Source organism: Pseudalkalibacillus hwajinpoensis (genome assembly GCF_015234585.1).
Classification (GTDB): domain Bacteria; phylum Bacillota; class Bacilli; order Bacillales; family Guptibacillaceae; genus Guptibacillus; species Guptibacillus hwajinpoensis_B.
This window is the reverse complement of record NZ_JADFCM010000009.1, coordinates 1-19,269: the sequence shown is the minus strand read 5'-3', so window position 1 is coordinate 19,269 and position 19,269 is coordinate 1. Positions and strand designations below refer to the sequence as shown.

Genomic DNA, 19,269 nt, shown 5'->3' with positions numbered 1-19,269 from the left:
TTATTCTCCTCTATGTTTTGATATTCGATATAACATAGAAAAACCCTTGGGGAAAATGAAAAGTGAATTCTAACTTAATCAGAGATAAGGAGCGATGAGCATGAGAGAGATCGATATTATGATTAAGAATGGATATGATTTAAGCGCAACCCTTACTCTTCCTTCCAATTCAGAAGATAAGTATCCTGTAATCGTGATGATACATGGAAGCGGTCCTGTAGATCGTGATGAGAATGCCAAAAGGCTAAAAATAAATGCGTTTAAGGAATTCGCTACTTTTTTGACAGGAGAAGGGTACGCCACTCTTCGGTATGACAAGAGGGGAATTGGTGAAAGTAAAGGAGATTATTATAAAACAGGGTACTATGATCTAATTGATGATGCTGTAGACGCTGTGAATTTCGCTAAATCACATGAAAGTATTGATGAAGAGCGAATTTATCTTCTAGCGCATAGTGAGGGCTGTCTTGTGTCACCTGTCGTCCACACTAGGACCACTGTGCAAGGAATGATTCTATTATCTCCCTCAGCTGAGCCGCTTGCAGAAACGACAGCTTGGCAAAGAAGTCAAATGAAAGAAGATATGCAAACGCTAAGTGGCTTCCAGGGGTGGTTGCTTCGATTCATTAAAGCAGATAAAAAGCTAGATAAGATGAATGATAAAATGACCCGAAAAATTAAAAGTACTGATGCGCCAACCATACGATACAATGGTCAAAAAATAAATGCTAAATGGAATCGTGAACATGAGAAGTTTGACGTGCGAGAATATTTAAAGAAGGTAGAGTGTCCAGTTATTGCAATCACTGGCTCAAAAGATGTTCAGGTAAAGAAGGAGCAGGTGAAAGACGTTTGTCTTCTTGTTAAAGGTGAATGTGAACATTATATTGTCGATGACTTAACTCATGTTTTACGAAAAACGAAAGTAGAACATCGTTTCTCGAGTATCATCAATGATTACAAGAAGCAGGTAAAGCATCCTATAGATTCAGAGCTAATGAAACTTGTATCGGAATGGTTAAAAAAGCGATAGGCATATGGAGAAAAAACCTCAACAAATGAATTTTTAGCTTCATCTTTAAATTACCTAAAGGAGGTTCAACTATTCGTTTATATTAGCAGCTTCTGTAGGCTCAAGAATGATCACTTTCTTCCTGATGAATGGAGTGGTAAAATAAAGATGGAAGTATTAAAAATCAGCTCTGCCCGGGAGGGATTTTAATGATCGAGCAACCACAACGTGTTACTGTTATCTCGAATCAACGACAAGTCCAATTACGTGTTGAGCGACTCGTAATTCATCAAAGAATGAAGATTGTAGAAGCTAAGAAGACAGATGGAAGTAACTTCTACCTTTTCTTTTATAAAGATGATTTCATTACTGGAAAAACGGCAGAAGTTAAAAATGGATCTCTTATTGAGAAAGCTTTCCAGAAAGGGATCGTACTCCAAGCACCTCACCCGCTTATTGATCACTTTCTATCTGATCGAACACTTCATCTTAAATCTACAAAGCAAGTCTTTCAATCTGTACAGAAACGGTACACCCCTCAAGAAACATCCTTTATCTTTTCTTATTTTGATTCATTTCTCTCAACCGAAACCATTATTAAATTAATGCGAAAGCATTTTTATGACTACCGCAGAAATGGCCAATTACGGATGGCGTTTCAAATTTTAGCTGTGATGCTTTATTTCGATCCAACAAATAAATGGGCGATCGAACTATCGCGGAAATTAGAATATCAAAAAGTTAGAAGCTTCTATGAAGGAGATCATGATGGTCTTAAAGAAGTGGATCCGCTTTTTGCTGAAATTCAGGCTTATGATGACCTTGAAGCACATCAAGCCTACCTTGAATCAATCCTTCGTAAGGAAAAACGTGTTATTGAACGATCCGCTTTACGCCTTTACCTCTATCTCCAATCACCTGAAGAGGTTGATCTGGACCCACTATCTCTCATCGATGTTACGCTCTCTGAATCTGAGCGAGCCCGTCTGCTATCATTGATGTATGCAGAAGCACCTCACCATAAAACTCTAAGAAACAATGCTTTTCAAGCTCTAATGTATTTAAATAAAACAAGTGAAGCCATTCAATTAATGACAGAACGAAAAGGTGAAATCACCCAAAGTGAATATGACCTTCTTCTAAGTGCATTTCAAGATGAGACTACAAATTTCAAAACCTTTGATTATCCTTCCCTTCAAAGCTGTTTGGAACGTAAAGAAAATCGTCCTTATCTAGATGGTTTACTTCAAGCACTCATCCCTAGGATGCTGCATGAATTTGGATTGGGATACGTCTATAGCTGGGTGAAGCCTTTATTCGAGAGAAACCAAGATCTCTCTATCCTATCAACGCTACAAACAATGGCGGATATTCAAGATGATCCAGATAAGCAATTTCAGCTAGGTAAGCTCTACCATAAACTTAAACAATATGATGAAGCAATTACCTGCTTCGATTGGGAGATGGAGCTGCATCCAACGGACCCAACCCCTGTTCAGTGGTTGACGAAGGTTTATCGTGAGATGGGTAAAGTGGAAGAATCGAATACCTATATGTCGATTTATTCTAAAATGCAAAGAGTGTCTCAACAATAGCGCTGGCTTATGCCAGCGCTATTTTTTTAGGCTATATTAATGAGCCAAAAATCGGGAATCAACAGTATAAGCTAACATAGCCTTTTTGTTAAAGTGACATTCAAAATGATCGTCTTTTTTTTATATTACATTTGATAAACATAAGTAGGTTCATATAAACTAAGAAACAACGAACAATGAATACTTCACGGTTGTCAGGAGCGACGTATGGAAAATCAAACGAGTTATGCCTATGACATTATTCAAGTATGCCTTTTGGCTGGAAAGGTAATGCTGCAAAATGGCGGTGAAACTTACCGTGTAGAAGATACGATGACTAGAATTGCGGACGCTTATGGGGCAACGCATTCGAATAGTTACGTAACCCCTACTGGGATTATTTTTTCTTTAGAAGGTCCTGAACCTTCCAAAACACAGTTGATGCGCATTTCAGAACGCACGACGGATTTAGATAAAGTAACGAAGGTAAATAGTATATCGAGGAGAATTAGCAGTGGTGGTCTTTCGATTAAGGAAGCTTATGAAGAGCTTGACCGATTGGATAAAATGACCGAGCGGTATACATTTCCTAAGCAGTTAGTTGCTGCTGCGATTGCAAGCGGTTGTTTTCTAATTATGTTTCAAGGGGAGTGGGGAGATTTTCTTCCAGCGGTTCTTGCAGGGGGAGGTGGCTTTTATAGTGTTTCGCTATTTAACCGCCTTGTACCGATAAAATTCTTCGCAGAATTCCTCGCTTCATTTGTCATAGGATTACTCGCTGTCTTTTTTGTGTCTACTGGAATCGGTGGGCAACTTGATAGAATTATTATTGGTTCAGTAATGCCACTTGTTCCTGGTCTATTAATCACGAACGCTGTAAGGGATTTAATGGCGGGGCATTTAATATCAGGCCTATCTAAAGGCGCAGAAGCCTTTCTTACCGCATTTGCGATTGGAGCAGGCATTGCCCTTGTTGTATCATTTTTATAGAAAGGGAGGACAATTATGACAATTATTGCTCAGGTTTTGACGAGCTTTGTGGCAAGTGCAGCGTTTGGATTGTTATTTAACGCTCCTAAATCCTCCCTTATTAAAGGCGGGTTTGTAGGCATGTGTGGCTGGATGATTTATTACGGAATGGAGGCATCAGGTATTGATGCTGTCATCGCCACTGTAACAGCCTCATTTGTCATCGCCGTTATTAGTCAGGTTTTTGCAAAGGTGTATCGGACACCAGTGATTATATTTAGTGTAGCGGGGATTATTCCGCTTGTTCCTGGTGGTCTGGCTTACGATGCGATGAGGAATTTCGTTCAAAATGATTACAATAGTGCCATTAACCTTGCAGCCAGAGCATTTATGATATCGGGATCCATTGCAGTAGGGTTAGTATTTTCGGAAGTGATCAATCAAATCATTCGGCATTCCACACTCGCAAGGGGTCAGAAATAGGTCTTCATCCTTTTGCAATGTAGGCATTCATTATGATAACGTTTAGTTGGATATCTGTGTCGAACGGTGTCAAATAATGTTAGTATCTGGGGAGGATCAATAATGAAAACCTATCCCCATCTCGGGTTGTTAACAATTCGATTGGTCGTAGGTATGCTTTTTTTTGCTCATGGTTTTTTAAAGTTTTCTGAAGGGATCACGAATACAGTAGCTTTTTTTGAGACGATCGGTATTTCTGGTTTTCTTGCTTATGTTGTGGCTATAGTTGAGTTAACTGGAGGAGTTTTGATGATTCTCGGCTTAGGAACGCGAATTGTCAGCGTACTGTTTTCTATGATTTTATTAGGAGCTCTTCTCTTTGTAAAGCGATCAACTGGAATGCTGGGCGGTTATGAACTAGACATTGCTTTTCTAGCTATGTCAGTGTCTTTATTTCTAGGAGGCGGCGGACCATATAGTCTTTCAACATACCTTAAGAGAAAAGGTTGGTCGTTTAAGATCGATCAGGAGAAAGAAACATAGGATTAAAGAGGAAGTGACTGAATGGCTAAACCAAAAAAGAAGTTAAAACCGGGTGCCAAATGGTTATTATTATTTGCGGGACTCGTTATTCTATTTTTGTTTATTAACTTTCTGTTTCATCCATTTGCAAATACAAAAGGATTTAAATTAGAGTCTCAACCGCACTTGGGTGAGGAAACAGCGCCAGTTGAAATTGTGCAATTTGGTGATTATAAATGCTCTTCATGTCAATCCTTTAATGAATCTTTGTTTCCAAAAATCCAAGAGGAATTAATTGCGACTGAGAAAGTAAAATTCTACTTTGTTAATTATCCATTCCTCCATAAAGATTCCACAAGGGCTGCTGAATTTGCTGAGGTTGTTTATAAAGAATTAGGTAATGATGTATTTTGGCAATTTCATCATGTTCTGTATGACAAACATAAAAAAGGATCTGAGACGAAAGATGTTTTAACTGAATCTTTCTTAACGAAAACCCTTAGTGGTCTAGTTAGTGAAGAAGAAACGGACAGAGTTGTTAAAGCCTATAAGAGTGGTGCAGGTGAGAAACGAGTAGAATCTGACCTTGCTTATGCAAATAAAAAGAATGTTTCAGAAACGCCTACCTTATTTGTAGATGGTAAGCGTTTTGACGGAACTAGTTTATCTGAATTAAAACAAATGGTTGAGGATTCAACCGACGAATAAATAAAGGCGCTGTGAAGGCGTCTTTTTTTTGTTGCATTCTAATTAATTGGTTCCTCTGCCGGCGGAAAAATCATTAAATAAACGTTTGTTTAAGGTATAAATAGTTAAACAAACGTTTGATTAACGAATGGTATTGACTTTTAGATCCCCGGCATGAAGAATAGAGAAGTACAATTGAATAAAATGGAAAAGGTGTACTGATTCCAGTACTTAATAGGGAAATTGGTGAAAATCCAATGCGGTCCCGCCACTGTAAGAAGTAAGGACGGTGCGTTACCCCACTTATCAATGATAGGGAAGGGGCATTCGTTCAACAAAGCTTCAAGCCAGGAGACCTGCCTTTTCTAAAGCACTGATTGACCTACGGACGATAGGGGGGTGTAACGGAGAAGACTGGGAAAAGTCTATTTGTTATGCATGCTCTTATGAAAAGAGTATGCATTTTTTATTGTTTAGAAAAGGAGAGATGATATGAAAAAGAATGTAAGCGAATCAAGAGTGTATAAGAGCAGCCGTATTTTTCCGCCTGACCTTAACAGCCATGGGACATTATTTGGGGGTAAACTCCTTGCCGAAATGGATATGCTAGCATCAATCGCGGCGACAAGGCATTCTCGTCTAGAGTGCGTGACGGTGTCAATGGATACGGTTGAGTTTTTACATCCTATAACGGAAGAAGATTCGATTCATTATGAAGCATTTGTCATATGGACAGGTAAAAGCTCAATGGAAGTTTTTGTGAAAGTAAACGCCGAACATCTTTTAACGGGTGCCAATCGAATAGCAGCGACGTGCTTTATTTCATTTGTTGCCCTGCTCGAAGGAAGACCAATGAAAGTACCTGGAATTCAGCCGGAAACTGAAGGGGAGAGGCAACTTAATGAACTAGCCCAAAAACGTGCTCAAACAAGATTGGATCGTAAAGAAACAAGCAAGAATCTAGGGAACATCCTAACGTTGTTATAACCCGAAAAGAGGGCCGGAGTATTCCGGCTCTCTTTTGTTAGTTGTGAGACATTTTATCGATTTATTTTGGCTCCTTTCTAAAAGATGGTTGTTTTGTATTTAAAACCACATTTAGCTGATTGGAGAGGGAATCACCCCTCACTCTTATAGAAACAATATTTACGAGAGAGGCTCCTTTTTAGATCCCTTGGAATAGTAAACTTTTTGTGGAAATCAAGTTAGTAAAAGAGTTTTGAGTGGTATAGGGATGAGAGTGAAATGAATAAAAACAAAGGAGACGGCCAATGTGGATTAGACATGATTTCTTCAAGTATATAACAGGTATTATTCTATTATTAATCTGTTTTTTCTTTTTGACAGAATTAGATTTATTAAAACCAGTGAAAACAATTATTGGTACATTGTTTTATCCAGTACTAATTGCTGGTTTTTTGTATTATGCGATCAAGCCTATTGTTAAGTTATTAAAAAAGATTCCATTTGTATCAGATATTGTCGCGATTTTAATTGTGTTTATAGGGATTGCGGGTATCCTCTATACTGGATTCACTTTTCTAGCAAATCCGATTCAGAGTCAGGTTTCAGAGTTTTCGAAGGAGTTGCCTGAGAAGCTGAAAGAATCAGCAAAAGAAGCTGAGAAAATGATGGAGAAAAATGATATGGGGATGCTTTCTGTAGAAAACCTTCAACAAAAAGCAACGAGCTATTTAGGTAATTTAACGCAAAGCCTCGGTGATCATATTATGCAGGTTGTGAGTGCATTAACAAGTGCTACGACAGTCCTTGTAATCGTACCTTTTGTCTTATTCTATTTTCTTAAAGATGATCATAAATTAAGCCCATTTCTCCTGAGATTTATTCCAAATAAACATCAGGGTGAAGGAGAAAAGATCCTTCATAAGGTTGATAAAACTTTATCGGCCTATATTATCGGACAAATTATTGTAGCAATCGTAGACGGTGTCCTAATGTATGTTGGTTATTTAATCATTGGACTACCTTATGCATTAATATTAGGACTATTTGTGATGGTCACAGCAGTTGTCCCATTCTTCGGGCCGATTATTGGTGTTATACCTGCTCTGGTTGTCGCTTTAACACAAGAACCGATGTTAGCCTTGTATGTGATTATTATTACGATAGTTGTTCAACAGTTAGAAGGAAACTTGGTAGCGCCTGTTGTCCTAGGTAAAAGGTTAAACATACACCCTTTAACCATCATTTTACTACTAATTGTAGCGGCGGCTTTATATGGGTTCATTGGGATGCTGATTGCTATTCCACTTTACTCCGTCATTAAGGTCATCGTTAAGAATTTCTATGAATTTTATCGAATACGGCATCGATCCGAATTAACTGAATAACGGTAAAAGCCCCTATTTCATTGAGAAGTAGGGGCTTTTATTTGAGTAACACCTAAAAACATGTTGAGTAATCGCCTTATAAATAAATATGTGCAAGACGCTCATATGATTTTCTTCGCTCATCATAATCATGTATGTTTGTGAGGACCATGAATTCTTCAGTTTGATAGTGTTCGGCTAATTCGTCGATTTTCTTCTTCACTGTTTCTCTAGATCCTATTATCATTCGTTTTCGATTATTTTTTACTCGTTCTTCTTCCGTTACGGTATAACGGTGCTGTTTAGCTTCGTCAATGGATGGCACTCGACTATCAAGACCTTTTTCTACTCGCAGAAGCCAGAGATCCTGACTTAAAGCAAGTTCTTCCGCCTCTTCGTCAGTTTCTCCACATACGACAAATAAGGCAATAATAGCTGAGGGAGAAGGACTATAATAAGTAGGTTGGAACTGTTGATAGTAAGTTTGGAGAGCGTTCTTCCCTCGATCAGGTTTAATAAAATGCCCAAAGACATAGCCAATGCCCAATTCTGCTGCTTTTTTAGCACTATTCTCACCCATGCCTAATAGCCAAAGAGAAGGGGGTGAGTCGGTTTGAGGAGCTGCTTTTATGCCGGCAAACTCGTGTCCTCTCGGCATAGAGTCAGTCAAGTAGTGGGAGAGCTCTTCTAATTGACGTGGGAATTCATTCAAGCTTTTATTAATGCCATCTGTTAAAGCTAATCGTGTTTTTGCTGTACCACCGGGTGAACGGCCGACTCCAAGGTCTACACGTCCTGGATGAAGAGCTTCTAGTTGTCGGAAATTCTCTGCCACTTTGAATGGACTATATTGTGGAAGCAGGACACCACCAGAGCCTACCTTGATATTAGAGGTTGAGGCTGCGATGTGAGACATCATAATCTCTGGAGAGGTGCTGGCAAGTCCTTTTGTACTATGGTGTTCTGCAAACCAGTATCGGTAGTAACCAAGAGCTTCTGCAGTACGTGCGAGTTCACGCGTATGCTCAAGTGTTTTATAGGCATCACTCCCTGAAGGTATAGGGACTTGATCAAGAATGCTTAATGTAACCATGGTCAGACTCCTTCCGCTTTAATAAGTAGTATTAACCTTCTACCATTATCGTAACGCGATAGGAAGGCATGTGATAGTAAGACGACTTTCTATTTGATATTTATTGTGAAATATTGAACAAACTTATTGAAATTAATAAAAAAGGGACATATAATTAGAATATAGAAATTGTGAAACACATCACATGATTGCATCCTTTTATGTGAAATACTTCACAATTATACAAGGAGGAATTATTGATGAAAGTAGCAGTTGTTGGATGTACACATGCCGGAACGGCGGCAGTTACGAATATAGCAACACGTTATCCTGAAGCAGATATTACGGTTTATGAGCGTAATGATAATGTCTCTTTCTTATCTTGCGGAATTGCTCTTTATGTTGGAGGAGTTGTAAAAGATCCAAAAGGTTTATTCTATTCATCTCCTGAGAAGTTAGAAGAGATGGGTGTCACAATGAAAATGAAGCATGAAGTATTAGATATTGATTCTATAAACAATCGCATTCGCGTTAAGAATTTGAATACAAAAGAAGTGTTTGAGGATGATTACGATAAGCTTGTGATGGCGACAGGATCATGGCCGATTATTCCGCCTATTGAAGGAATTCAACTTAATAATATCCTTTTATCAAAAAACTATACTCAAGCTAATACAATTATCGAACGAGCAAAGGAAGCTAAGCGCGTAACCGTTATTGGGGCAGGCTATATTGGAGTTGAGTTAGTAGAGGCTTTTCAGAAATATGGAAAAGAAGTAACCTTAATTGATGGAGAAGACCGTATCTTAAGTAAGTATCTTGATCCAGAGTTTACAGATATAATTGAAGAGGACTTCAAGACTCGGGGCATTCGTCTTGCGCTTAACGAAACAGTGACTCGTTTTGAAGGAGAGGAACACGTCTCGAAAGTTGTGACAACCCGTGGAGAATATGAAGCAGATCTCGTTATTCTTTCTGTAGGCTTTCGTCCAAATACAGATCTTCTTAAAGGTCAGGTAGAGATGATGCCAAACGGGGCCATTATTGTAGATGAATATATGAGAACGAGTAAGGAAAATATTTTTGCTGCTGGCGATAGCTGTGCTATACAATATAATCCAACTGGTGAAAATGCGTATATACCTTTAGCCACAAATGCTGTGCGTATGGGTACCCTCGTTGGGCAGAACATTATGAAACCAACGATCAGATATATGGGCACTCAGGGGACATCTGGTTTACACCTTTTTGATCATAGTATGGCTTCTACTGGTTTAACTGAGAAGGCAGCTATTAGTGTGGGTAAGCATGTGAGAACAATCACAATAAAAGAAAACAATCGTCCAGAGTTTATGCCAGATTATGAAGTGATTACACTGAAGGTGGTTTATGAAGAGGATACGAGGAGAATTCTTGGTGCTCAAGTCATCTCTAAAGCAGACGTAACGCAATCAATTAATACACTATCTGTTTGTATTCAAAACAAAATGACTATAGATGAATTAGGATACATCGATTTCTTTTTCCAACCACATTTTAATAAACCGTGGAACTTTCTAAATCAGGCTGGTTTACAGGCCACTTTATAGATGATTATCCGCTGGCATATAGCTAGCGGATTTCGTGTGTAATGAGAAAAAGAAACATTTTCTTCTACTTGCATCCTCTCGATACGATAGCCATAATGAAGGTTAGAATTTGTGTAGGAGAGAGTGAACAAGTAGTGACCAATAAGAGTATAAATAAAGCAACGAAACAAAGTCATACGCGTATTTATCTTGTACGACATGGTGAAAGTGAATGGAATGCAGCAGGAGATCTTTATTGTGGACGAACAGATATTGGACTTTCTACGGAGGGAGCCACTCAAGCGAAGAATGCAGGCGACTTTCTAAGTTCGGTTTCGTTTGATCGAGCTTATGCTTCTCCATTAATACGTGCACGTCATACAGCTGAACTCATTTTAGGAGAACGAGATTTGCCGATTCAAATAGATGAACGGATCTATGAAGGTGATTTTGGAGAGTGGGAAGGTCGATCGAAAGCGGAGTTTATTAAAGAAGATCCTGACTCATGGGATAATTGGATGGCTAACCCATGGGAAACAAGAGCGGGGCGAACGGGTGAAACGGCTCGTGAAATGTATGAAAGAGCGTCATCTTTTTTTAAGGAAATAAGTGAAAAGCATTCCGGTGAAACGGTGCTCGTTGTTGCGCACAACAACACGATTCGTTTCTTTCTAGCAGGAGTACTTGGGATGCCTTTTGCCAACTATCGTCGCATCTTTCAAGATAATACAGGAATAAATATCCTTGATGTGGCTGGCGATGAAATCGTGATCCGCAGTCTGAATATCAACTCTCATCTAAGTGCAGATAGATAGAAAAAAGCGATGCAGCTGCATCGCTTTTTTTATTGAGAAAGCTCTTTATATGATTTTTTTACGACGCTACTTAAAGCGATCAGGGCAATGACGTTGGGCAACACCATGAATGCATTAAATGTATCGGCAAGCTGCCATACGAACGGCACATTTAAAACAGTTCCTAGGACGATGAAAACAAGAACAGCACCACGATAGTAAGGGACGCTTTTTTGTCCAAATAAATAATTTACATTTGTTTCGCCAAAGTAAGCCCAGCCTAAAATTGTTGTGAAACTAAAGAACAAAAGACTAAATGCAATAAAGTAAACGCCAAAGCCACCGAGTCCACTCGTGAAACTAGCCTGGGTTAATTCAATTCCAGTAAGGTTAGAACTTGCCCCGTCCGTTACAAGAATCACGAGTGCTGTAACGGTACAAATAATCACGGTATCGATGAGAACACCTACCATGGCTACAAATCCTTGTTGGGCAGGGTGTTTCACTTCCGCTACAGCATGAGCGTGTGGCGTTGATCCCATACCGGCTTCATTTGAAAATAAACCTCTTGCAACTCCATAACGAATGGCTTCTTTGATGGAAGCGCCAAGTACCCCGCCTCCAGCTGATTCTGGAGTGAATGCCGATTCAACGATAAGTGATAGTGCTGGAAGTACTTGATCGAAATGTAAGACAAGAATGATAAGAGCTCCGATAATGTAGAGTAACGCCATAATCGGAACGACATTGCCTGCAAATCGAGCAATTCGATTGATACCACCGAATAGTATTAAACTAATTAAAATCGCTACACCTATGCCGATCGCAAGCGGTGGAATTTGAAATGCGGTTTGAAAAGCCTCGGCTATTGAATTAGATTGCACCATATTCCCAACAAAACCAAGCGCACAAATGATCGCAATCGCAAAGAAGGCGGCTAATTTTTTACTACCTAGACCGTCGCGAATATAGTAAGCGGGTCCACCTTTTACGACCCCATTTTCTTTTACGCGAAATTTCTGAGCTAGAACAGCTTCAGCAAAGATCGTCGCCATACCAAGAAAGGAAGAGATCCACATCCAAAAAATAGCTCCTGGTCCCCCTGCTGCAATAGCAGTGGCTACTCCAGCTAAATTCCCAGTCCCTACTTGAGCCGCAATGGCTGTTGAGAGAGCCTGGTAAGGCGAAATACCTTTTTGTTTCTTTTTTGAAAACAGGGGCCCAAATGTTTGGCGAAATCCTTCTTTTAAGCCTGTAAACTGGATAAATCCAAGACGTATCGTGAAAAACAACCCAGTTCCAAGGAGGAGGGAAATCATTATGGGTCCCCAAAGAACCGCGTTAATTGCTTCTATTACTTGCACTGTTGTCAACTCGCTCTCATGAAAAAATAAGATTCTCCCATAATAGCTTACTTTTTCACTATACTTCAACCCATTAAATCGCTATGGTATACATTTCCTTAGTAATTAATTTGTGATTGAAGTTGTTTTCTCGAGCTTTTTTGTTTCTGAATCCATTGATAGAAGAAAAGAATACCAATCACAAAGAGCCCTAGAATCATGTAGAGATTAGCATAACCGAGAGAAGTCACAATGATGCCGAGTACGAATGACCCCGTTGCGATTCCAGTATCGAAAAAGGTGAAAAAAGTTGCCGTTGCATGCGCGCTTCTTGATTCGGGAGCTGCTTGGATAGCAAGTGTTTGGAAGCTTGGTACAATCGAACCGTATCCTAACCCGATAAATGCCCCTGCAAGAAGTAACATCCATGCTTGTGTTGTAAAGCTAAGAGTTACGAGACCAAGAGCAAACAAAATAAATGCAGGCAGAATAACAGTATTAGGTCCTCTCAAATCAAACATCCTGCCAGTGAATGGTCGTGAGACAAGCATAGCTACAGCGAATACTGCGAAGAAGAATCCCGCAGCTTCAAGAAGACCGATTGATTTCGCGTATAGAGAGATAAATGAAATGACGCTTGCATAAGAGAAAGCAACAAAGAGTCCAACGATTGCAATTGGGAATGATTTTATTTCGAAAAGGTCATCAAATGACAATTTTTTCTTAGGTATAGGTTCGGTATTTTCTATGGCTTTTACGCCTAGTGTGCAAAGAACCCCTATCACCATTATGGTACTTAATACAAGGAAAATTGTTATATATGAAACATATTGAAGAAGCGTTAGGGCCAGGAAGGGACCTGTAACAACTGCAAGGTTCATAGACATTGCGAAATAACCTAAACCTTCTCCACGTCGTTCTCTTGGAATTGTGTCTGCAGCAATTGCTCCGGCTGCCGTGGTAACAATACTAAACCATACACCGTGAAAGAATCGTAGTAAGAGTAAAGCATAGTAGTTGTCTACTAATGGATAGATAAAAGAAGCCGCAGCAAATAGAGAAGCACTCGTTACGAGCATTTTCTTTTTGCCAAACCGATCAATTAATTTTCCAGAGAAAGGGCGAACAATAATAGCAGATAGTAAGAAAATCGTAATAATAAGACCTGCTTGAGATTCGCTTCCGCCAAGTTCCTCTGTAACGTATATAGGGAGTAAGGTTAGAAGTGCATAGAAAACAATGAAGATAAATAGATTACTAGTTGAGATATTTAAAAAGCTTTTTGTCCAAATGGGTTGTTTATTAGACATGTGTTTTCTCTCCTTTCTGTTGCCCTATTTTGTTTAAAAGATGATAAAAGTGAATCTGCTCTTCAGTTGATAGGTGTTGAAGGAGGGATTCTTCCATCTCTTTAATAGAATCTTTTATGGTAGGCAAAAGCCCTTCTGCCTCATGAGTAAGACTAACAATGCGTTCACGCTTATCGGAACCTTCCATTCGATTAATCCAGTTATTTTGTTCCATTCGAACAAGAGTACGAGTGGTAGTTGGCGCTTCAACATTTAAGTATTTCCAGATATCTGTCTGTTTCATAGGACCGAATTGATCAAGACAATAGAGAATCGTCCATTGTGAACTATATAAGTTATACTCTTTCAATAGCTCGTTTACTTCTTTTGTGATGTGTCGCACTTGTTGATGTAACGAATGGAAAATATCGCTTGTTGAAATCATGTTAACCCCCTTTTATTTACCTGGGTAAATAATTCGCATAGATACTAGTGTACCTAAGGAAGTAAACTTTGTAAACAAATGTCGTTTGCAATGAGATAAGACTCTATTAAATTTATTAACATAACCTCGCTGTTAGTTGATGGAAGATTCACTTTGATATATACGATGATAAAAAAGGTGTAGAAAGGTATGAATCGAAAGATAGAAGTTTATAAAATGTGGAAAAAATACACAATCTTTGTTGTGGAACATCTAAAACTAAATTATGATGAGAGTATTTAGTAATTCGACAAAATTCACTCTTATTTGAAAGAGGAGGCTTTACATTGGAGAAATATAAAAAGAAGTTTGTTTCTAATATGAAAGAAAAATATGACGAGATGATAGCAGAAAATGAGAGTATAACAGAGATGGAATTATATAAGTTTTTACATACGTTTAAAGGTACTGCTGGGACAGTTGGATATAACGTATCCGCTGATAAAGCGGAAGAGTTGCTGATGAAGATGGATTTAGAAAGCGAAAGAACCCTAACAAATGAAGAAACAACTCAATTACTAAATAGTGTGATGGAGGAAATTCTCGAAGCGGCTGTTGAGAACAAAGGTAAGGATGAAGAAGCAAATGTTCAGAAGATGATTATGCTTATCAATCAAAATCCGATGACGTTAATTGAGCGGAAAGCTCAGCTCGAGAAGGAAGGATATATCGTTTTTGCAGCGATGGACCTTAAAAAGGCGCAAACGGCATTATATGATATGCATCCTGATTGTATTATCGTAGATTATCTTTTAATCAAAACAGATAAATCAGGTATAGCCAAAGAAGTTAGAGAAAAAGCAGAGCTACAGTTTACTCCGTTTATTATGACAGATACAGAAAATTCGATTTCTAATCGTATCGACGGTTATCGATTTGGAGCAGATGACTTTTTTGATGTAGATATAACCTTAGAGGAATATTTATTAAGGGTAAATGGGAAAATTTCCAAAAGAAAAAACATTGTTCATTCTGTATTAACAGACGAATTGACGGGTGCATACAATCGGAAATTTCTTGATAGCCAACTGAATTATATGCGCTATGACCTTGTCCGTAATGGAGAAAAAGCTTCATTAGCCATTTTTGATATAGACCATTTTAAATCTATTAACGACCGTTTCGGTCACTTAATTGGGGATCAGGTGCTAAGAAAGTTATCACAATTTATTATGGATGAAAAAAGACGTACTGATACATTGATTCGATACGGTGGTGAAGAATTTGTCTTGATTTTACCTGATACAACATCTATTCAGGCTGATAAATTTCTCCAACGTTTATTAAGCGGATTTCGTTCAAAAGTATTTCGGGTTAAAGAAGAGAGATTCTCTGTTACATTCTCTGGCGGGATCGTTGACATTGATGGTTCTTCTTCCAACAAAAAGCTATTAAATCAAGCGGATGAAGCGCTGTATCGTGCAAAGGCAAACGGGCGAAATCAAATGGTTATTTATGAAAGTGATTTAACTAATACAAAGCCTATTAAGACGATTCGAATTGCTGTTGTTGATGATGACGAGATCATCAGAACATTACTCACTTCTCAACTTCAACAGCTTCAACCAGAAGGAAATTATGAGGTTGAAGTGAAAAGCTATCGTGAAGGAGAAAGTTTCTTTGAAGATAGCTGGCACAAAGCCGGTTCTTCTTGTCTTGTTCTACTTGATGGCATTATGCCAAGAATGGATGGGATTGAGGTATTGCGCAAGTTACGTAAGGAGAGTAGTCAAAGCAAATACACTGTTATGATGCTGACAGGTCGTAAAGCAGAAAAAGATATAGTTAAAGCTTTAGAGCTTGGCGCCGATGATTATATTACAAAGCCATTTAGCATGGGCGAATTAGAAGCTAGAATTAGAAGGTTAATTCAAAAAATGCTTTAAGAGAAAGAATGAGGCGAATGTAGATATGAGTGCAGTTTTTATTATTTTTCAAGTGTTTATTATTCTTTTTATTGCTTTAACGGCTTTATTTCTCTTCCTTGTAGGTCAAAAAGTTCGATCTAACCGTTTCGAACAGAAAAAAGGAAATTGGAAAGTTTACTACTTAGAGCACATTACCCCGTATATTCAAGGCCACGGAGAACTCCAGTTACCGAAGGAACCTTATATGATTGAAGCTTTTGAGGATGTTCTGACCCGCTACTATTCTCTAATGAAAGGGGATAACGATACCTCACGCAGAATTGAAGAACTTGCTGAGACAACCCTTGAAGATTATTACAAGAAAAGATTACTTCATAACCGATGGAGTATACGTATGAATACCCTCCATCGGATTGAGAAGTTTCGTATGATTTCGCTAGTTGAGCAATGTGTCGGTCTTTATAAAGAAAAACGCACGAGTGAACTGGAGTCTATTCAGGTATTACGTATACTTGGGAACCTACAGGATGAACGCATCTATACGATTCTATTAAGTGAGGAAAAAGAATATCCTAACTTTTATTATTTGGACTTGTTTGGAAGATTAGATGAAGATCTATTAGACCGCTTTATTGGAACAATAGAAGAGTTTCCCCAATGGATTCAGCTGTCGCTTATTGAAGCAATGGGGGATAGTGGAGAATACAAGTATTTGCCCGCAATTGAATCTTTCATAGACTCTAAAGACACAGAATTTCGAATTCGTGCTCTTAAATCTCTTGTTAAGTACGGGTACGTTACAAATGCGAACAAAATCAAACCCTCTTTGCACGCATCAAGCTGGCAAGAGAGAATGATGGCTGCTAGATTGGTAAAGCCATTAAAGGATAGTCGCTTCTTAGATGATCTGTTAATCCTTCTTACTGATGAAAACTGGTGGGTTAGAACTACTGCTGCTGAGTCTATTATTGTGCAGCAGAACGGCCAGGCAATCTTAGAAGATGTTGCCGCTACTCATGTCGATCGGTTTGCGCGTGATGCAGCGAAGGAATGGCTGCTTAGAAAGGGGAGAAACAGTGTCTATCGCTAGTATTTTTTCAACATTACTTCTTATATTTACAATTTTTGTGGCTATCTATATGGTTGGAATTATCATTTTCTATTTCATCCTTTTTCTGATTTCTTCTGTTCAACTTCGCAAAGAATATAAGCTCGATCAATTTGAGCCATATGAGGAATTAGCTCAATCCTCCTTTACGAGACCTGTATCTATTCTTGTTCCTGCTTACAACGAGGAAGCCGGAATTGTGCCAAGCGTTCGTTCACTCCTTAGTATCAATTATCCTGAGTACGAAGTGGTTGTGATTAATGATGGGTCTAAAGATAAAACATTAGAATCTGTTATTGAATCATTTGAAATGGTAAAGGTTGAGAAAGTGATTCGTAAACAGATTAAATCTAGTGAAATTATTTCTGTCTACCAATCCACTATTTATGAAAACCTATACGCAATTGACAAAGTGAATGGCGGAAAGGCAGATGCTCTCAATGCCGGGATAAACGTTGCTCATTATCCATACTTCTGCTCTCTGGATGGCGATTCTATTATTGAACGAGATGCTTTTGCTAAAGTAATGAAACCGATTATTGATTCTAAAGAAGAAATTGTAGCAGTAGGAGGGAGCGTAAGAATCGCTAACGGTTGTTCAATTGAACGTGGAGAAGTCATGAAGGTTGCCCTTTCTAAAAGTCCTCTCGTTGTCATGCAGGTTATTGAGTACTTCCGCGCGTTCCTTATGGGGAGGATTGGCCTTTCAAAACATAATCTCTTATTAATTATCTCTGGAGCGTTTGGCGTCTTTCATCGTGAGAGCGTTGTAAAGGTAAACGGCTATCGAACGGACACCGTTGGAGAAGATATGGACCTAGTAGTCAGGCTTCATAAATTAATCAAAGAAGAGAAATCAGGGAAGAGAATTGTTTATGTTCCTGATCCTGTTTGCTGGACTGAAGCACCGGAATCTTCGAAGATTTTAAGGAGGCAAAGGAGTAGATGGCATAGAGGTCTTTTTGAGAGTCTTTGGCATAACAAGAAAATGCTAGGGAACCCTAAGTACGGTCTTGTTGGTACTGTTTCAATGCCATATTTCTTAATTGTCGAATTTCTAGGTCCTGTCATTGAATTACTTGGTTATATTATTATGGTTATTTCACCATTTGTTGGTGGTATTTATACTTCATTTGCTGTACTTCTGTTCTTGCTCGCAGTCATTTATGGTTCTCTCTTATCGATGAGTGCAGTGCTACTAGAAGAATGGAGCTTAAGACGATATACAAGAGTACAAGATTTAGTACGGTTGTATTTCTATTCTCTTTCTGAAGCGTTCTGGTTTCGGCCATTGACCGTGTTTTGGAGAGTCGAAGGTATTATTCAGCTGATTCGTGGAAACACAAGCTGGGGTGAAATGAGCAGAAAAGGGGTTTCAAAATAAGTGCGTAGTATAAAGCGAACAACAATTATTAGTTTTGTAGTGGGGTTACTAGCTTTAGGACTTATTCTAATGTTTCCTGTTCTTTATTGGTATATGGGGGATGAGACTAGGAAAGATGTATTTATTATTGATAAAACTATTCCTGATGAAACCTATCGTGAACACAAAGGTCTAACATGGGTTCTGAATCACGAGAAGTGGGTGAAAGGGGATGGGACTCCTTACTCAGAAGTAGAGGATTATACAGGATTCCGACCAGAAGATGAAAAAGACTATACGATTGATTCCTTCCCCGAAACACTTGTGGGACAGGACTTAATTTATCTTGCTGATTCATATGGAGTATACGAAGAAGAATGGTTTGGGAAGGAGTCTGAGGGGGATCGGTCAGATATAATCTACGGAGGAATGAAGCAAGAAGAAGTTAGTTTGATATCTGAAGCTGTACAGCAGGGATCTACATTTGTTGCGGAGTTTAATGCATTTGGTAGCCCGACTGATGATAAGGCGAGAGAGGGTCTATATTCTATTCTGAATCTGGAGTGGTCCGGGTGGATCGGTCGTTATTTCGATGACCTATCAGCAGATGGTGAAGTTCCAGGATGGGCTATTAGTAACTATGAAAAACAGAATGAAGAAGAATGGGATTTTTCGGATCAAGGATTAATTTTTGTGAATGAAGATGATTCGATCATTGTTATTGAAAAAGATGAGGTTGGAAATGATACCGTACAATTCTCATTCAATGACCAAGGTAAGAAATGGTTTGAAGATTCCTTAGTAAAGGACTCTATGTCTTATGT

At 38.7% G+C, this 19,269-nt stretch carries 17 protein-coding genes, 1 pseudogene and 1 riboswitch; of the genes and pseudogenes, 14 read left to right on the top strand and 4 right to left on the bottom strand.

Translation table 11 applies throughout. The features are described from left to right. The first annotated feature begins 100 nt into the window (after nt 1-100). The 8 genes from IQ283_RS22275 to IQ283_RS22240 all read left to right on the top strand — a co-directional run bounded on the left by IQ283_RS22275 (nt 101) and on the right by IQ283_RS22240 (nt 7,577). On the top strand, nt 101-1,033 hold the full coding sequence (locus tag IQ283_RS22275; RefSeq protein WP_242057446.1) for an alpha/beta hydrolase family protein: 933 nt from the start codon (nt 101-103) through the stop codon (nt 1,031-1,033). A gap of 188 nt (nt 1,034-1,221) precedes the next feature. Beyond that, the gene (locus tag IQ283_RS22270) at nt 1,222-2,607 is read left to right on the top strand and encodes a tetratricopeptide repeat protein (protein WP_194222357.1); all 1,386 of its coding nucleotides are present in this window, start codon (nt 1,222-1,224) and stop codon (nt 2,605-2,607) included. A 207-nt stretch (nt 2,608-2,814) separates the two neighbouring features. Beyond that, on the top strand, nt 2,815-3,576 hold the full coding sequence (locus IQ283_RS22265) for a threonine/serine exporter family protein (RefSeq protein WP_194222356.1): 762 nt from the start codon (nt 2,815-2,817) through the stop codon (nt 3,574-3,576). Nucleotides 3,577-3,591: 15 nt separating this feature from the next. Then, complete coding sequence (locus IQ283_RS22260; protein ID WP_194222355.1) at nt 3,592-4,038, top strand: threonine/serine exporter family protein; 447 nt, start codon at nt 3,592-3,594, stop codon at nt 4,036-4,038. A 102-nt stretch (nt 4,039-4,140) separates the two neighbouring features. Beyond that, a complete protein-coding gene (locus tag IQ283_RS22255; RefSeq protein WP_194222354.1) occupies nt 4,141-4,560 on the top strand; it encodes a DoxX family protein in 420 nt (139 codons plus the stop codon). A 21-nt stretch (nt 4,561-4,581) separates the two neighbouring features. Then, on the top strand, nt 4,582-5,247 hold the full coding sequence (locus tag IQ283_RS22250; protein WP_194222353.1) for a DsbA family protein: 666 nt from the start codon (nt 4,582-4,584) through the stop codon (nt 5,245-5,247). A 173-nt stretch (nt 5,248-5,420) separates the two neighbouring features. After that, a riboswitch (cobalamin riboswitch) is annotated at nt 5,421-5,604 on the top strand. A gap of 114 nt (nt 5,605-5,718) precedes the next feature. Continuing rightward, nucleotides 5,719-6,213, top strand: a complete 495-nt coding sequence (locus tag IQ283_RS22245; protein WP_194222352.1) for an acyl-CoA thioesterase — start codon at nt 5,719-5,721, stop codon at nt 6,211-6,213. Nucleotides 6,214-6,497: 284 nt separating this feature from the next. Beyond that, nucleotides 6,498-7,577, top strand: a complete 1,080-nt coding sequence (locus IQ283_RS22240) for an AI-2E family transporter (RefSeq protein WP_194222351.1) — start codon at nt 6,498-6,500, stop codon at nt 7,575-7,577. A 76-nt stretch (nt 7,578-7,653) separates the two neighbouring features. On the opposite strand, the gene IQ283_RS22235 is transcribed toward IQ283_RS22240, so the two are convergent. Next, complete coding sequence (locus tag IQ283_RS22235; protein ID WP_194222350.1) at nt 7,654-8,649, bottom strand: LLM class flavin-dependent oxidoreductase; 996 nt, start codon at nt 8,647-8,649, stop codon at nt 7,654-7,656. 239 nt (nt 8,650-8,888) lie between these two features. Between IQ283_RS22235 and IQ283_RS22230 the strand changes: the two genes are divergently transcribed. Together IQ283_RS22230 and IQ283_RS22225 are read left to right on the top strand one after the other, a co-directional pair. After that, nucleotides 8,889-10,217: a CoA-disulfide reductase gene (locus IQ283_RS22230; RefSeq protein WP_194222349.1), complete on the top strand. Its 1,329-nt coding sequence runs from the start codon at nt 8,889-8,891 to the stop codon at nt 10,215-10,217. 41 nt (nt 10,218-10,258) lie between these two features. After that, nucleotides 10,259-11,011: a histidine phosphatase family protein gene (locus IQ283_RS22225; protein ID WP_198427153.1), complete on the top strand. Its 753-nt coding sequence runs from the start codon at nt 10,259-10,261 to the stop codon at nt 11,009-11,011. A 29-nt stretch (nt 11,012-11,040) separates the two neighbouring features. On the opposite strand, the gene IQ283_RS22220 is transcribed toward IQ283_RS22225, so the two are convergent. The 3 genes from IQ283_RS22220 to IQ283_RS22210 all read right to left on the bottom strand — a co-directional run bounded on the left by IQ283_RS22220 (nt 11,041) and on the right by IQ283_RS22210 (nt 14,067). Then, nucleotides 11,041-12,354 carry an alanine/glycine:cation symporter family protein gene (locus IQ283_RS22220; protein WP_242057448.1) on the bottom strand — a complete coding sequence of 438 codons (1,314 nt, stop codon included), beginning with the start codon at nt 12,352-12,354 and terminating at the stop codon, nt 11,041-11,043. Between the two features lie 98 nt (nt 12,355-12,452). Next, nucleotides 12,453-13,643, bottom strand: a complete 1,191-nt coding sequence (locus IQ283_RS22215; protein ID WP_194222348.1) for an MFS transporter — start codon at nt 13,641-13,643, stop codon at nt 12,453-12,455. Next, the gene (locus IQ283_RS22210) at nt 13,636-14,067 is read right to left on the bottom strand and encodes a MarR family winged helix-turn-helix transcriptional regulator (RefSeq protein ID WP_194222347.1); all 432 of its coding nucleotides are present in this window, start codon (nt 14,065-14,067) and stop codon (nt 13,636-13,638) included. The genes IQ283_RS22215 and IQ283_RS22210 overlap by 8 nt, the downstream gene beginning before the upstream one ends. Nucleotides 14,068-14,393: 326 nt before the next feature. Between IQ283_RS22210 and IQ283_RS22205 the strand changes: the two genes are divergently transcribed. The 4 genes and pseudogenes from IQ283_RS22205 to IQ283_RS22190 form a co-directional block, all read left to right on the top strand. After that, the gene (locus tag IQ283_RS22205) at nt 14,394-15,992 is read left to right on the top strand and encodes a GGDEF domain-containing response regulator (protein WP_194222346.1); all 1,599 of its coding nucleotides are present in this window, start codon (nt 14,394-14,396) and stop codon (nt 15,990-15,992) included. Nucleotides 15,993-16,017: 25 nt separating this feature from the next. Then, nucleotides 16,018-17,064, top strand: coding sequence for a HEAT repeat domain-containing protein (locus IQ283_RS22200; RefSeq protein WP_194222345.1), 1,047 nt, complete (start codon nt 16,018-16,020; stop codon nt 17,062-17,064). A 49-nt stretch (nt 17,065-17,113) separates the two neighbouring features. Next, the gene (locus IQ283_RS22195; protein ID WP_242057447.1) at nt 17,114-18,466 is read left to right on the top strand and encodes a glycosyltransferase family 2 protein; all 1,353 of its coding nucleotides are present in this window, start codon (nt 17,114-17,116) and stop codon (nt 18,464-18,466) included. Continuing rightward, a pseudogene (locus tag IQ283_RS22190) lies at nt 18,467-19,269 on the top strand (hypothetical protein); the annotation flags it as partial.

Excerpts from the sequence above, each read along its gene's own strand:
- IQ283_RS22260 (WP_194222355.1), top strand. The coding sequence starts at position 3,592 with ATGACAATTATTGCTCAGGTTTTGACGAGCTTTGTGGCAAGTGCAGCG.
- IQ283_RS22200 (WP_194222345.1), top strand. The coding sequence starts at position 16,018 with ATGAGTGCAGTTTTTATTATTTTTCAAGTGTTTATTATTCTTTTTATT.
- IQ283_RS22270 (WP_194222357.1), top strand. The coding sequence starts at position 1,222 with ATGATCGAGCAACCACAACGTGTTACTGTTATCTCGAATCAACGACAA.
- IQ283_RS22230 (WP_194222349.1), top strand. The coding sequence starts at position 8,889 with ATGAAAGTAGCAGTTGTTGGATGTACACATGCCGGAACGGCGGCAGTT.
- IQ283_RS22255 (WP_194222354.1), top strand. The coding sequence starts at position 4,141 with ATGAAAACCTATCCCCATCTCGGGTTGTTAACAATTCGATTGGTCGTA.
- IQ283_RS22245 (WP_194222352.1), top strand. The coding sequence starts at position 5,719 with ATGAAAAAGAATGTAAGCGAATCAAGAGTGTATAAGAGCAGCCGTATT.
- IQ283_RS22235 (WP_194222350.1), bottom strand. The coding sequence starts at position 8,649 with ATGGTTACATTAAGCATTCTTGATCAAGTCCCTATACCTTCAGGGAGT.
- IQ283_RS22240 (WP_194222351.1), top strand. The coding sequence starts at position 6,498 with ATGTGGATTAGACATGATTTCTTCAAGTATATAACAGGTATTATTCTA.
- IQ283_RS22250 (WP_194222353.1), top strand. The coding sequence starts at position 4,582 with ATGGCTAAACCAAAAAAGAAGTTAAAACCGGGTGCCAAATGGTTATTA.
- IQ283_RS22195 (WP_242057447.1), top strand. The coding sequence starts at position 17,114 with ATGGTTGGAATTATCATTTTCTATTTCATCCTTTTTCTGATTTCTTCT.
- IQ283_RS22215 (WP_194222348.1), bottom strand. The coding sequence starts at position 13,643 with ATGTCTAATAAACAACCCATTTGGACAAAAAGCTTTTTAAATATCTCA.
- IQ283_RS22265 (WP_194222356.1), top strand. The coding sequence starts at position 2,815 with ATGGAAAATCAAACGAGTTATGCCTATGACATTATTCAAGTATGCCTT.
- IQ283_RS22275 (WP_242057446.1), top strand. The coding sequence starts at position 101 with ATGAGAGAGATCGATATTATGATTAAGAATGGATATGATTTAAGCGCA.
- IQ283_RS22225 (WP_198427153.1), top strand. The coding sequence starts at position 10,259 with ATGAGAAAAAGAAACATTTTCTTCTACTTGCATCCTCTCGATACGATA.
- IQ283_RS22210 (WP_194222347.1), bottom strand. The coding sequence starts at position 14,067 with ATGATTTCAACAAGCGATATTTTCCATTCGTTACATCAACAAGTGCGA.